The 14,702-nt window shown below is 75.4% G+C and carries 6 protein-coding genes; all 6 read left to right on the plus strand.

From position 1 onward, the window contains the following. Nucleotides 1–179: 179 nt before the first annotated feature. Entirely contained in the window at nt 180–497 is a 318-nt protein-coding gene (locus E1294_RS46565; RefSeq protein ID WP_132518317.1) for a phosphopantetheine-binding protein, read from the plus strand. A 225-nt stretch (nt 498–722) separates the two neighbouring features. Continuing rightward, nucleotides 723–1,769: a MupA/Atu3671 family FMN-dependent luciferase-like monooxygenase gene (locus E1294_RS46570; protein WP_132518319.1), complete on the plus strand. Its 1,047-nt coding sequence runs from the start codon at nt 723–725 to the stop codon at nt 1,767–1,769. Further along, the gene (locus tag E1294_RS46575; RefSeq protein ID WP_132518321.1) at nt 1,766–6,418 is read left to right on the plus strand and encodes a non-ribosomal peptide synthetase; all 4,653 of its coding nucleotides are present in this window, start codon (nt 1,766–1,768) and stop codon (nt 6,416–6,418) included. Before E1294_RS46570 ends, E1294_RS46575 begins: the two co-directional genes overlap by 4 nt. Continuing rightward, the gene (locus E1294_RS46580; RefSeq protein WP_181958661.1) at nt 6,415–10,167 is read left to right on the plus strand and encodes an amino acid adenylation domain-containing protein; all 3,753 of its coding nucleotides are present in this window, start codon (nt 6,415–6,417) and stop codon (nt 10,165–10,167) included. Before E1294_RS46575 ends, E1294_RS46580 begins: the two co-directional genes overlap by 4 nt. Next, a complete protein-coding gene (locus E1294_RS46585) occupies nt 10,167–13,403 on the plus strand; it encodes a non-ribosomal peptide synthetase (protein WP_132518325.1) in 3,237 nt (1,078 codons plus the stop codon). Before E1294_RS46580 ends, E1294_RS46585 begins: the two co-directional genes overlap by 1 nt. A gap of 3 nt (nt 13,404–13,406) precedes the next feature. Then, a partial coding sequence (locus E1294_RS46590) for a beta-ketoacyl [acyl carrier protein] synthase domain-containing protein (protein WP_132518327.1) occupies nt 13,407–14,702 on the plus strand: 1,296 nt, incomplete at its 3' end.

The raw sequence follows: 14,702 nt of genomic DNA on the forward strand, positions 1-14,702 counted from the left end.
CCTCCCCATCGGCACCCGCCCCGGCCATCGAACCCGGTCCCCCCCTCTCACAAGCCGAACCGGTCTGGGGCGCCGCTCCGGCCTCGAAAGCCGCTGACTCAGGAGCCGCTGACTCGGGAGCCGGACCAGGCTCGGGCATCGACCTGGGCCCCGGAACCGGACGGGGCTCAGGAGCCGACGTGGTCTCGGGAAACGATCCGGTGCCGGCCGGTGGGCGGGCGCGGATGCCGCGTACGGAGGTGGAGCGGCGGATCGCGGCGGTGTGGACGGACGTGCTCGGCGTCGCGCGGATCGGCCTCGACGACGGGTTCTTCGCGCTGGGCGGCAATTCGCTGCAGGCCGTACGGGTTGCCGCGCGCCTCGCGGCTCAGGGTCTGCCCGCCACCGCCGGCCACCTCTTCAACGCCCCCACCGTCGCCGAGCTGGCCACCGAACTGACCGCTTCCCCGGAGCCGGACATCCCCCGCCTGCCCAGAATCCCGCGCACCCGTCCGTGAGGAGGAGCGCCACCGTGACTTTTCCGCTCCCTGAAGGGAGCGGCTTCTCGCCCCGCTTGCGCGGGAGACGACGGCCGAGCCCTGACCGATGCCCGAAAGCACAAGCTCGATCTATCCGGAGGTGGCGGCAATGTCTGAGGTTCCGCCACTGCACGCAGGCCATGGCGGCCCTTCCGCTCCCGATTCCCCATCGCCTGAAGGCGACGGTCCCCTCAGGAGGCTCTGATGGACCTCAGCGTGATGTTCTTCGGCGCGGACGACGCGAGCACCGTCGGCCACGCCACGAAATACGATGACATCCTGGCGATCACGAAGGCCGCCGACTGGCTCGGCTTCACCGCCGTCTGGACCCCCGAACGGCACTTCCAGCAGGTCGGGCAGGTCTTCCCCAACCCGGCTCTGCTCAGCGCCGCCCTGGCCGTGGCCACGGAACGCATCCACGTGCGGGCGGGCAGCCTCGTGCTCCCGCTGCACCACCCGCTGCGCGTCGCCGAGGACTGGGCCGTCGTCGACAACCTGTCGCGCGGCCGGGCCGGGGTCTCAGTGGCGACCGGCTGGCACTCGAAGGACTTCGTGCTCGCCCCCGGCGCGTACGAGGACCGCAGGGAGCGCGCCTTCCGCGACCTCACCCTGCTGCGGCGGTTGTGGGCGGGCGAGGCGGTGGAGTTCACCGACGGCGCGGGCGAGCCGGTGACGGTGACGTCGCAACCGCGCCCGTACTCCGGCCACCTGCCGCTGTGGACCACGACCTCGGGCAGCCCCGCGACGTGGGAGGCGGCCGGACGGATGCGGACGAACATCCTCGGCGCCACCATCGGCCAGACCCGCGAGGAGCTGGCCGGGAAGATCCGCGGCTACCGGGACGCCTACGACCAGGCCCCCGAGCAGCCCGGCTCCCCGCCCAGGGGCACCGTCACGCTCATGGCCCACACCTACGTGGGCGAGACGGACGAGCACGCCAGGGAACGGGCGGGCGGCCCGCTCAAGGACTACCTCAGGTCGTACGTGGCGCAGACCGCGGCGAACAAGGGCGGCGCGGGCCGGGCGGCGGCGCTGAGCGACGAGCAGCTCGGCACGCTCGCCGCGTTCGCCTTCCAGCGCTATCTGACCTGGGGCAGCCTGCTCGGCTCCGCCGAGACGTGCCGCAAGAGCCTGGCGGACCTGGCCGACCTGGGCTGCGATGAGGTGGCCTGCTTCGTCGACTTCGGGCTCGGTGTGGACGAGGTGCTGGCCGGGCTGGAACGGCTCGCTGAGCTGCGGGAGGACATGTGACATCGGCAGGGGGACACGCGAGACCCGCGTCACGGGGCAGCAGCGCGGAGCGGTTCGCCGCGCTCGACGGGGAGCGCCGGGTGGAGCTGCTGCGGCGGCTCGTCGCGGCGGGCAGGCTGGAGGCGATCCCCGACGTGGTGCCCCCGCGCGACCCCTCCGTGCCGGTGCGGCTCAGCCCGGCGCAGGAGGATCTGTGGGTGTTCGAGTCGCTCTATCCGGACACGGCGGCGCTCAACCTGTGCTGCTCGTACCACTTCGACGGCCCCGTGGACCCCGCCGACCTGGAGGCGGCGCTGACCATCGTGCAGGACAACCACGACAGCCTGCGCATGCGGATCAAGGGCGAGGTGGGCGACCTGCGGGTGGAGTTCCCGCCGGCGGAGCCGTTCGAGCTGGAGCGGCTGGACCTGCGCGGCACGGGCGTCGGCCTGCGGGAGGCGCTGCACGCGTTCAGCCGCCGTACGTTCGACCTCGACGGCGGGCGGCTGATCAGAGGCCGGTTCATCACCGTGGACGACACGCGCTCCACGCTGGTGCTGGCGCTGCACCACATCGCGACCGACTGGTGGTCGTTCGACGTGCTGCACGGCGAGCTGGCCGAGGCCTTCCGCGCCGTGCGCGACCGCACCCCGGACCGGGCCGGGCAGCGCCTGCGCCGCCCCGTGATCCAGTACGCCGACTTCGCCGGCTGGCAGCGTGAGCTGGAGGCGGCGGGGGTGTTCGACGCCCAGCTCGCCTGGTGGCGACGCTACCTGGCGGACCCGCCCCGGCCGCTCACCGTCGGCTCGGCCTCCCAGGGCGGCGAGTTCGGCGTCGAGCAGATCGTGTTCCGCGTCGGCCAGGACACCGAGGCGACCGTGCGCGCGCTGGCGAGGGAGCGCGGCGCCACCGTGTACGGGGTGCTGATGACGGCGTTCGCGGTGTTCGCGCACCGGATGACCGGCGAGCGCGACCTGATCACGGGCACCCCCGTGGCCAACAGGTCCGCCAAGGGCCTGGACCGCGTCATCGGCTACGTCATGAACTCCGTCCCGATCCGCTGGCACTTCGGCGCGGACACCACGTTCGCGCAGTTGTTGTCGGGTTTCACCGCCGGCTTCCCCGAGGTGCTGGCGCACGCCGACGTCCCCGTGGGCAGGATCGTGCGGGCGGTCGACCCCGTGCGGGTGGCCGGGCGGTCGCCGTTGTTCCAGTGGGTGTTCATGCACCTGCCGCGCCAGGAGAGCGTGGCCCGGCTGCGGGAGATCGCCGATCCCGAGCGGGTGCACACCGGCGGGGAGCACGACCTGATCGGGATCGTGCGCGACTCCGACGACGGGTTCGAGGCGAGCCTGGAGGTCCGCACCGACCTGTACGCGCCCGAGGTCGTCCGGGCCTGGGCGGAGGCGTTCACGACGCTGCTCGGCTCGCTGGTGGCCGAGCCGGACGCGCCGGTGGCGGCGGCCGGCCTGGTGCCGCCCGGCGAGCTCCCGCTGTCCCCTGCGCACCCCGCCGGAGCCAGCACGGACGGCACAACGGGCGGCACAACGGGCGGCACAACGGGCGGCACAACGGGCGGCACCGGTGTGGAGTCGCCGTTCACGAGCCTGCCCGAGCTGGCGACCGGGCAGGCGGCGCGCACGCCCGACGCGGTCGCCGTCGAGTCGGACGGCGAGCGGCTCAGCTACCGGGAGCTGCTGGAGCGGGCCGACGGCCTGGCGGGCGTGCTGCGCGAGCGCGGGGCGGGGCCCGAGCAGGTGGTGGCGCTGGCGCTCGGCCGTTCGGTGGACCTGGTGGTGGCGATCCTGGCGGTGCAGCGGGCGGGGGCCGCGTACCTGCCGCTCGACCTCGACCATCCGCTCGAACGGCTCGCGTACCAGATCGAGGACGCGGGCGCGAGGCTGCTGGTCGCCGAGCCGGGCGTGCTGCCGGGACTGGCGATCGAGCGCCTGTCCCCGACGGCGTCCGCGCCGGGCGGGCCGACGCCTGCCATCCGGCCGCACGACGCGGCCTGGGTGATGTACACCTCCGGCTCCACCGGCCGCCCCAAGGGTGTCGTGGTGGGCCACGCGGGCGTCGCGAGCCTGACCCGCACCCTGGTGACCGCGTTCGGGCTGGACGCCGGCAGCCGCGTGCTGCAGCTGGGCGCGCCGGCCTTCGACATCTCGGTGGCCGAGCTGTGCATGGCGTTCGGCTCGGGCGGCACGCTCGTCGTCCCGCCCTCGGGACCACTGATCGGTGCGGACCTGGGCCACGTGTTGCGGGAGCGGCGGGTCACGTTCGCGCTGGTCCCGCCGGCGGTGCTGGCGACCGTGCCACCCGGCGACTACCCCGACCTGCGGGGACTGGCTTCGGGCGCCGACGTGTGCCCGGCGGAGCTGGTGTCGGCGTGGGCGGGCGTACGGTTCTGGAACGCGTACGGGCCGACGGAGACCACGGTCGCCGCCAGCGTCAGCGACCCGCTCACCCCTGGCGGCGGCCTCCCCCCGATCGGCCGCCCCCTCGCCGGCCAGCGCCTGTACGTCCTGGACGCCCGGCTGCGGCCGGTGCCCGTGGGGGTGCCCGGCGAACTGTACGTCGCGGGCCCCGGCGTGGCCCGGGGCTACCTCGGCCGGCCGGGGCTGACCGCCGAGCGGTTCGTCGCGGACCCGTACGGCCCGCCAGGTGAGCGCATGTACCGCACCGGGGATCTGGCGCACCTGCGCGCCGACGGCCAGGTGCAGTTCCTGGGCCGGGCTGACGACCAGGTGAAGGTACGCGGCAACCGGATCGAGCCGGCCGAGGTCGAGGCGGTGCTCGCCGGGCACGAATCCGTCGCCGGGGCGGCCGTCGCGCCGCGCGACGGCCGCCTGGTCGGCTATCTCGTGCCCCGCGAGGGCCGCTCGTGCGACACCGCGGACGTCCTGGCCCGGGCCGTGGCGGCGCTGCCCGCGCCGATGGTGCCGAGCGACCTGGTGGTGCTGGACGCGCTGCCGCTCACGCCGCAGGGCAAGCTGGACCGGGCCGCGCTGCCCGCGCCGCCCGTGGCGGGGCTCTCCGGGCGTCCGTCGCGCGAACCGGCCACTGACCGTGAGGCGACGCTCTGCGCGCTCTTCGCCGAGTTGCTCGGAGTGCCCGGGGTGGGGGCGGAGGACGACTTCTTCCGGATGGGCGGCGACAGCATCACGGCGATCCAGCTCGTCAGCCGGGCCAGGACGGAGGGCCTCGGGCTCACGCCGCGCGAGGTGTTCGCCGCCAGGACCCCGGCCGCGCTGGCGGCCGTCGCCCGGGCCAGCACGCGCACCGTCACCGACTCCCCCGCCGGCCGGTTCCCGATCACGCCGATCATGCACTGGTGGCGCGAGCACGGAGGCCCGCTCGGCACGTTCACGCAGTCGCTGGCCGTGCCCGTGCCAGCAGGGGTGGACGAGGAGCGGATCAGGGCGGCGCTGCGCACGCTGACGGTCAGGCACGCGGCACTGCGCACGCGCCTGCTGCGCCACGCGAGCCCACACGCGAGCGAAGGCTGGGAGCTGGAGGTCCTGCCCCCGGAGGAGGCGCCGGAGGTCCCGCTCAGCCGCGTGGCCGCCGGACCGGGCCAGGCCCCGTCCGATCCGGCGCGCGACGCACCCGGCGCGGACCCGCGGCATGCCGCGTCCCGGCCGGACGCGGTTCCGCCGCTCGATCCCGGAAGCGGGCGGATGCTGGCCGCCGTCTGGCACGAGCCGGACCGGCTGGTCGTCACCGCGCACCACTTCGCCGTGGACGGCGTCTCCTGGCGCCTGCTCGGCCCCGAGTTGGAGGCGCTGCTGCGGTCGCCTGGCTCCGGCGGGCCGGCGCAGGGCACGTCGTTCGCCCGCTGGGCGCGCCTGCTGGCCGCCGAGGCGGAGCGTCCCGAGCGGGTGGCGGAGCTGCCCTTCTGGGAGGAGACGGCGGCCGGCGAGACCCTCCTGCCCCCGGGGTGGAAGGGACGTGGCGGCCCGCGCACCACCCTCACCAGGCGGCTCCCCGCGGACCTCACCGAGCAGGTCCTCACCCACCTGCCCGCCGCCTTCCGCTGCGGTCCGGACGAGGTCCTGCTGACCGCCCTCGCCATCGCCGTGACGCGCTGGCGCGGCGGCACGGAGGTGCTCGTCGACGTCGAGGGGCACGGCCGGGATGCTTTCACCGGCGACTCCGACGTCTCCACCACCGTCGGCTGGTTCACCACCCAGCACCCGGTGCGGCTGGACGCCTCGGGGGAGCCCGCCGCCGCGCTCAAGCGGATCAAGGAACGGCTGCGCGCCATCCCGTCGGGCGGGCTCGGCTACGGGCTGCTGCGCCACCTCAACCGGGACACCGCGCCGAGGCTCGCCGCCCTGCCCGCCGCCGACCTGCGCCTCAACTACCTGGGCAGGTTCGACGGGGAGCTGGCCGGCATGCCGGAGGCGCCGATGGCGTACGCGGTGGAGCTGGACGCCGTCGCCCAGCCGGAACAGGACGGCGCCCGGCTGGTGGCGAGCTGGTCCTACGCCGCCGACGCGATCAGCACGGAACGCGCCGACGAGCTGGCCGGGCTCTGGTCCCGCGCGCTCGCCGAGCTGGCCGGGCAGGCGGGCGAGGGCGGCGCGACGAGCTCGGACTTCCCGCTGGTCGAGCTGACGCAGAGCCAGGTCGAGGCGCTCGAAGCGGACCTGGACGGCGACTGGTGAGCCGCGCGCTGGCCGACGTGCTGCCGCTCTCCCCGGCGCAGGAGGGCCTGCTCTTCCACGCCCTGTACGGCGGCGACGACGCGTACGTCGTCCAGGCCAGGTTCGCCGTCGATGGGCAGGCGGACCCGCCGCGGCTGCGGGCGGCCGTCGAGACCCTGCTCGGCCGCCACCCCAATCTGCGCGCCTGCTTCCGCCACAAGGGACTGGACCGCCCGGTGCAGCTCGTCCCGCACCGGGTGCGCCTGCCGTGGACCGAGGTGGACCCGCCGTCGGACGCCGAGCTGGAGCGCATCCTGGAAGCCGACCTGCTGCGCCCGTTCGACGTGACCCGGCCGCCGCTGGTCCGCGCCACCCTGGTGCGCCGGCGGGAGCTGGTGCTGACCCTGCACCACCTCCTGGTGGACGGCTGGTCGATGCCGATCCTGGCAAGCGAGCTGGCCGCCCTCTACACGGGGGCCGGCACGCTGCCGCCCGCCCCGCCGTACCGGGATTATCTGGCCTGGTTGCGCGCCCAGGACGGCGAGCGGGCGGCGCGGGCCTGGCGGGACGCCCTCGCGGACCTGCCGGGGCCGACCCTGCTCAGGCCCGGCGCGGGCACGGCGAGCATGCGGCAGGAATCGGTGGAGACCGAGCTGACGGCGGAGCTGAGCGAGGCACTGCGCCGGCGGGCGCGCCGGTCGGGCGTGACCGTCAACACGCTGGTGCAAGCGGCGTGGGGTCTGGTGCTGGCGCGGCTGACCGGGCGCTCCGACGTGGTGTTCGGCACGGCGGTGTCGGGCCGCCCGCCGGAGCTGGCGGGCGTGGAGTCGATGGTGGGACTGTTCATCAACACGCTGCCGGTCCGGGTCAGGACGGGCGAGCCCGGCCTGCTGGAACGCCTGCAGGACGAGCAGGCCCGGCTCTCGGCCTTCCACCACGTACGGCTCGCGGACGTGCGGCGCGGCGCCGGCGAGCTGTTCGACACGCTGCTGGCCTTCGAGAACTACCCCCGCGACGGCCTGGCCTCCTCCGGCGTCCGCCTGACCGAGGTGCGCGACGCCACCCACTACCCGCTCACCGTCACGGTCGTGGCCGGCGAGCGGCTGTGGCTGCGGCTCGGCCACCGCGCCGACCTGGTCGGCCGCGCCGAGACCGAGGCCATCGCGGCCCGCCTGACCAGGGCGTTCGAGAGGGTGGCCGAGGGCTCGGAGAGCGGCGACGTGCTTCCCGAGGCGGAGACGCGCCGGCTTCTCGTGACCTGGAACGGCGCCGCGCGGGCGCGGGCGGGCGGATCGGTGCCCGAGCGGTTCGCGGCGCAGGCGGCCCGCACCCCGGACGCCGTGGCCGTCGAGCACGGCGGGCACACCCTCACCTACGCCGAGCTGGACGCCCGCTCCGGCCAGGTCGCGGCCGGGCTCGACGTGGCTCAGGAGACGCCGGTCGCGGTGCTCATGGACCGCTCGCCCGACCTGGTGGTCGCCCAGCTGGCGGTGCTGAAGGCGGGCGGCTGCTACGTGCCGCTGGATCCCGGGCAGCCGCGTGACCGCCTCGACCGGCTCATCGCCGACAGCGGCGCCCGCACCGTCCTGACGAGCCCGCCGGCCGTGGACGGGAACGGTTTCCCGCCGAAACCCGTGCACCCCGGTTCGGCCGCCTACGTCATGTACACCTCCGGCTCCACCGGCGCCCCCAAGGGCGTCGTCGTCACCCACGAGAACATCGCGGAGCTGGCCGCCGACCGGCGCTTCGCCGCGCACCGGCGGGTGCTGCTCCACAGCCCGCACACGTTCGACGCGGCCACGTACGAGCTGTGGGCGCCGCTGTTGAACGGCGGCACCGTCGTCATCGCCCCGCCGGGCCCGCTCCAGCCGGACACGATCCTGCGCGGCCGGCTCGACGCCGTGTGGCTGACGGCCGAGTTGTTCCGCACCGTGGCCGACCTCGCGCCCGGAGCGCTGGCCGCGGCGGGCGAGGTGTGGGCGGGGGGCGACGTGCTGCCGCCGGACGCGGTCCGCCGGGCGGCGCGGCACGGTGTGCGGGTCGTCAACGGGTACGGGCCCACGGAGACGACCACGTTCGCCACCGCCCATCCCGTAGGGAGCGGCCCAGGGAGCGGACCGGTGCCGATCGGCCGGCCGCTGGACAACACGCGCGTGTACGTCCTGGACGCGCGCCTGCGTCCGTCCCCGACCGGCGTCGTCGGTGAGCTGTACATCGCAGGGACGGGCCTGGCCCGCGGCTACCTCGGCCGGCCCGGTCCGACGGCGGAACGCTTCGTGGCGGACCCGTACGCGAGCGGCGAGCGGATGTACCGGACGGGGGATCTGGCACGGTGGACGTTCGGCGGGGAGCTGGAGTTCGCCGGCCGGGCGGACGGCCAGCTGAAGATCCGCGGCCACCGGATCGAACCGGGCGAGGTGGAGTCCGTCCTGGAGAGCTCGCCGGACGTGACCCGCGCGGTCGTCGCCGCCGCCGACGCGCCCGGAGGCGGCCGGCGGCTGGTCGCGTACGTGGTGCCCGGCGGGGCGCTGGAGCGGGTGCGCGCGCACGCCGCCGCCCGGCTGCCCAGGTATCTCCTCCCCTCCCAGTACGTGCCGCTCGACCGCCTGCCGCTCACCCCCCACGGCAAGGTCGACCGCGCCGCCCTGCCCGCCGTTCCGCTTCCCGGGCCGCGCGCCGCCCGCCAGGACGCCGTTCCCCGGGCCGCCGCGAGCCCGCACGACCCCGCCGAGCCGCGCTCCACGCGCGAGAAGGAGCTGTGCGGCCTGTTCGCCGAGGTGCTCCGGCTGCCGGAGGCGGGCGCGGACACCGACTTCTTCGCCTCCGGCGGGGACTCGCTGCTGGCCATGCGGCTCACCGCCGCGATCGAGTCCACGGTCGGCGTCCGCACCTCCATCGCTGCCGTGTTCGAGGCCCCCACGCCCGCCGAGCTCGCCGTGCGCCTCGGCGCGCGCTCCGATCGGGCTCCGGCCGAGCTGGACCTGTCGCCGCTGCTGACGCTGCGGGCCGAGGGCGGGAGAGCGCCGCTGTTCTGCGTGCACCCCGGCCGGGGCATCGGCTGGTCGTACACCGCGCTGCTCCCCCACCTCCCCCAGGACCGCCCGGTGCACGCGCTGCAGTCGCCGGTGCTCGGTGACGGCGCCTGGCGGCTGCCCGGCACCATGCGGGAGCTGGCCGACGACTACCTGGCGCGGCTGCTGGCGGTCCGGCCCGAGGGGCCGTACCTGCTGCTCGGGCACTCGTTCGGCGGGCTGCTCGCGTACGAGATGGCCGCCCGGCTGCGGGAGGGCGGCCGGCAGGTGGGCCTGGTCGCCTCGCTGGACGCGGTCCCCTGGCCGCCGGGCGAGGAGCCCGACCCGGACGAGGTCGAGCAGGAGGCGCTGACCATCCTGCTGCGCACGCGCACGCTGCACCCCTACGCGCAGCCGGGGCGGCTGGAGCGGGAGCGGGTGTTCGCCGCCGTGCGCGGCAGCGAGGGCCCGCTGTCGGGACTGGCCGGCGAGCGCCTGTCGGCGGTGGCCGGCACGGTGGCCGGGCATCTGCGGCTGGCCGTCACCTACCGGCCGCCCCCCTATGACGGGACGGTGCTGCTGTTCTCGGCCACCGCCCAGCCCGGCGGCCTCGGCTCGGCGGTCAAGGCGGAGCGCTGGAGCGGCTCCGCCCGCCACGTGCGGGTCCACGACCTGGGGTGCGGGCACAGCGATCTGCTCAGGCCCGGGCCCGCCGCCGAGATCGCCAGAGTCATCGAGCCGATCCTCCGGGAGTCGTGATGGAGAAGTACGAGTTCCCCGTGTCCCCGGCGCAGGCCAGAATGCTGGTGCTCGACCAGCTCAACCCGGGCACCGCCCAGTACAACGTGCCCGTGGCCTTCACCGTGCGCGGGCGCTTCGACGTCGAGGCGTTCCGCGCGGCCCTGGACGCGGTGGTCGCCGCGCACGAGTCGCTGCGCACGGTGTTCCAGCCGCACGACGGCGGCTACCTGCAGGTCGTCGCGGAGGAGGCGGACCCATCGTGGAAGGCCGCGCTGCGCGTCGAGAGGGACGTGCCCGCGGCGGAGGCGCACGCACGGGCGGCGGCCGAGGCGGCGGCGCCGTTCGACGTCGAGGCGGGGCCGCTGCTGCGGTGCGTGGTGTACGTCCTCGACGACGAGCACCACCTCGTGCTGCTGACCGTCCACCACCTGGTGTGCGACGGCTGGTCGCTGCGGCTGCTGCTGGAGGAGCTCTCCGGCGCCTACCGGCGGCTCACCTCCCCCGCCGGGCCGCCGCCTGCGGGCGCCGTGCCGTCCGAGCCCGCGCCGCAGTACCCCGACTACGCCGCCTGGCAACGCGAGCGGCTCGCGTCGCACGCCATGGACGAGTCCGTCGCGTTCTGGGCGGAGACGCTCAAGGACGCGCCCACGACGCTCGCCCTGCCCACCGACAGGCCCCGCCCCGCCGTGCAGTCGGCGGCGGGCGGCGTCGTACGCGTCCCGCTGCCCTCCGGCACGCGGGAGCGGCTGGCCAAGGTCGCCGCCGAACGGAACGCGACGCCGTACATGGTGATGTTCGCGGCGTTCGCCACGTTCCTGGCGAGGATCAGCGGCCAGCGGGACCTGGTCGTCGCCGTCCCGGTGGCCGGCCGCGACCACGCGGACCTCCAGACCATGATCGGCCTGCTGGTCAACACGCTCGCCGTCCGCGCCGACCTGTCGGACGACCCCGCGTTCCTCGACCTGATCGGCCAGGTGCGCGAGCGCCTCCTCGCGGCCCGGACGCACCACGAGGCCCCGTTCGAGGCTGTGGTGCAGGCCCTCGTCCCCGGCAGGGAGCTGAGCCACGACCCGCTCGTCCAGGTGATGCTGGCCTACGACGACGACACCCGGCTGACCCTCGACCTGCCCGGCGCCACCGCGGAGCGCGTCGAGCTGCTGCTGGACGACGCCAAGTTCGACCTGCTCATGAACGTCGAACGCCAGGCCGACGAGCTGGCCGCCCACTTCGTCTACCGGGCCGGCCTGTTCGATCGGGAGACCGTGCGCCACTGGGCACGCGCCTTCGCGACGCTGCTCGACGGCCTGCTCGGCGACCCCGGCCGGCCCGTGAGCGCCGCCGGCCTCCTCCCCGCCGCGGACCACCGCCTGATCGTCGACGGGTGGAACCGCACGGCCGCCCCCACCGCCACCCGACTGGTCCCCGACCTGGTGGCCGAGCGGGCCGCGGAACGTCCCGGCGCCACGGCGCTCGTCTGCGGCGCCACCGCGCTCACGTACCGCGAGGTACTGGAGCGCGCCGACCGGCTGGCCGGCCGGCTGCGCGCGGCGGGCGTCGGGCCGGAGATCCCCGTGGGGCTCTGCCTGCCCAGAGGCGCGGACATGGTGGTGGCGGCGCTGGCCGTGCTGCGCGCGGGAGGCGCGTACGTGCCCCTCGACCCCGGGCATCCGGCGGCCCGGCTGACGTTCATGATCGGCGACGCGGGGGTGCGGCTGCTGATCGCGGCCGAGCCCGTGGACCTCGGCGTGCCCGTGGCCGCCCCGGACGGCGACGACCCCCTCCCTCCGGTCGGGCCGGTGCTCACGACGCGGCCCGAGCCCGCGAACACGGCCTACATCCTCTACACCTCCGGCTCCACCGGCACCCCCAAGGGCGTCGCCGTCGAGCACCGGGCCCTGCTGAACCTGGCCACCGCCGTACGCCACCAGTTCCCCGTGACCGGCGACGACCGGGTGCTGCAGTACGTGTCGTTCGGGTTCGACGTGGCCGTGTCCGACGTGGTCTTCTCCCTCGTCGCGGGGGCCGAACTGCACATCGCGGCGGAGTGCGAGCGGCTCGGCGAGGACCTGTACGCCCGCCTGCGCGACTCCCGCATCACCTATGCCTTCCTGCCGCCGTCGGCCGCCATGTCGCTGCCCTGCCCGCCGGACGCCCGCGAGACGTCGCTGCCGGACCTGCGCACGCTGGCCGTCGGCGGCGAGGCGTGCCCGGCCGAGCTGGTGGAGCGCTGGGCGACGCCGCGGCGCCGGATCGTGGACGCCTACGGGCCGAGCGAGACCACCGTCTACGCGACCACGGCCGACCTGTCGCCGGGGCGGCCCGTGGTGATCGGGCGCCCGGTGGCCAACGGGCGGGCGTACGTGCTGGACGAGCGGCTGCGTCCCGTGCCCGTGGGGGTGACCGGGGAGATCTACCTGGCGGGATCGGGGATGGCCAGGGGGTACGCCAACCGGCCCGGGCTGACCGCGGAGCGCTTCGTCGCCGACCCTTACGGGCCGCCGGGCGGGCGCATGTACCGCACGGGCGACCTCGGCAGGTACGACGCCGACGGGGTGCTGTCCTATCTCGGCCGGGTGGACACGCAGGTCAAGCTGCGCGGCTTCCGCGTGGAGCTGGGCGAGATCGAGACCGTCCTCGCGGCGCACCCCGGCGTGTCGGTGGCGGCGGCGTCCGTGCGCGGCGACCGGCTGGCGGTGTACATGGTGGCGGACGGCGAGCCGCCACCCGCCGCGGAGCTGCGGGCGTGGCTCGGCGAACGGCTGCCCGGCTACATGGTGCCCGACTCGGTCGTCCTCCTGCCGGAGCTGCCCGTCAACAGGTCCGGCAAGGTGGACAGGTCGCTGCTCCCCGAGCCGCCGCCGACCCGCCCCGACCTGGGGCGCCCCTACGTCGCCCCGGCCACCGACACCGAGCGGCTGCTGGCGGAGGTGTGGGCGGAGGCGCTCGGCCTTGCTCAGGTCGGCGGGCAGGTCGGCGGGCAGGTCGGCGCGCACGACAACTTCTTCGACCTGGGCGGCAACTCGATCAGGCTGCTGGCCGTCCTGGCGGCGCTGCGCGAGCGCGGCGGGGACGGCGGGCTCAAGCTGGTCGACCTGTTCCGGCATCCGACGGTCGCCGCCCTCGCCGACCGGCTGGACCACCCCGCCGGTTCGCCTGCCGGCTCCCCCATCAGGGCGGACGCCGACGCGGCAAGACGGCGAGGCCAGAGCAGGCGCGAACGGCTCGCCGCGCGCAGGAACGCACAGAGAGGGTAACGCATGACCGACGCACCGGCTGTGGCCATCGTGGGGATGAGCGGCCGCTTCCCCGGCGCCCGCGACGTGGCCGAGTTCTGGGCCAACCTGCGCCACGGCGTCTGCTCGATCGCCGACTTCGGCGAGGAGGAGCTGCTGGCCGACGGCGTGCCCGCCGACGAGTTGCGCCATCCCGGCTACGTGCCGTCGAAGGGGTTCCTGGCGGACGCGGACCGGTTCGAGCACGAGCTGTTCGGGTTCGGCGCGGCGGAGGCGCGGGCGCTGGATCCGCAGCTCAGGCAGCTGCTGGAGACGGCGTGGTCGGCGCTGGAGGACGCCGGGCACGACCCGCGCGCGGCTCCCGACAGGACCGGCGTGTACGTGGGCGGCGAGCCCAGCGACCATGCGCTCGCCGCGCAGCTCGATCCGGGGCTGCGGGCCCGGCTCGGGCCCATGCAGGTGCGGATGTTCACCGACAGGGAGTTCATGGCCGGGTGGCTGTCGTACCGGCTGAACCTGACCGGGCCCAGCCTGACCGTGCAGACGGCCTGCTCGACGTCGCTGGCCACCGTGCACATGGCGGTCCAGGCGCTGCTGCTCAGCGAGTGCGACCTGGCGCTGGCCGGCGGCGTGTCGATCGACACGCCGTACAAGCGGGGATACCTGTACGAGCCCGGCGGCATCTTCTCGCCCGATGGGCGGTGCCGGCCCTTCGACGAGAAGGCGGCGGGCACCGTCGGCGGCAACGGCGTCGGGCTGGTGGTGCTCAAACGCCTGGAGGACGCCCTGGCCGACGGCGACCCGATCTACGCGGTCGTCCGCGGCACGGCGCTCAGCAACGACGGCGCCGGGCGGGTGGGGTTCACCGCGCCCGGCGTGGACGGGCAGACGGCCGCCATCGTCGAGGCGTGGGCGGCGGCCGGGCTGGAACCCGCGGACGCGCGGTTCCTTGAGGCGCACGGCACCGGGACGGACCTCGGCGACCGGATCGAGGTGGCGGCCGCCGCCGCGGCCTTCGCCGGCGCGTCCGGGTGCGCGATCGGCTCCGTGAAGTCCAACGTCGGCCACCTGAACGCGGCTGCGGGCGTCACCGGGCTGATCAAGGCCGCGCTGATGCTCCGGCACCGCACGATGGTCCCCACGGTGAACGTCACCCGGCCCCATCCCGACCTCGACCTCGACTCCACCCCGTTCCACCTGCTCACCACCACCACGGAGTGGGCCCCTCTCGCGGCCGGCCCGCGCCTTGCCGGGGTCTCGTCCCTCGGCATCGGCGGCACGAACGTCCACGTCGTCCTGTCAGAACCCCCCGCTCCGGCC

Source organism: Nonomuraea diastatica, assembly GCF_004349015.1.
In the GTDB taxonomy this organism is placed as follows: domain Bacteria; phylum Actinomycetota; class Actinomycetes; order Streptosporangiales; family Streptosporangiaceae; genus Nonomuraea; species Nonomuraea diastatica.

Excerpts from the sequence above, each read along its gene's own strand:
- E1294_RS46585 (WP_132518325.1), top strand. The coding sequence starts at position 10,167 with ATGGAGAAGTACGAGTTCCCCGTGTCCCCGGCGCAGGCCAGAATGCTG.
- E1294_RS46570 (WP_132518319.1), top strand. The coding sequence starts at position 723 with ATGGACCTCAGCGTGATGTTCTTCGGCGCGGACGACGCGAGCACCGTC.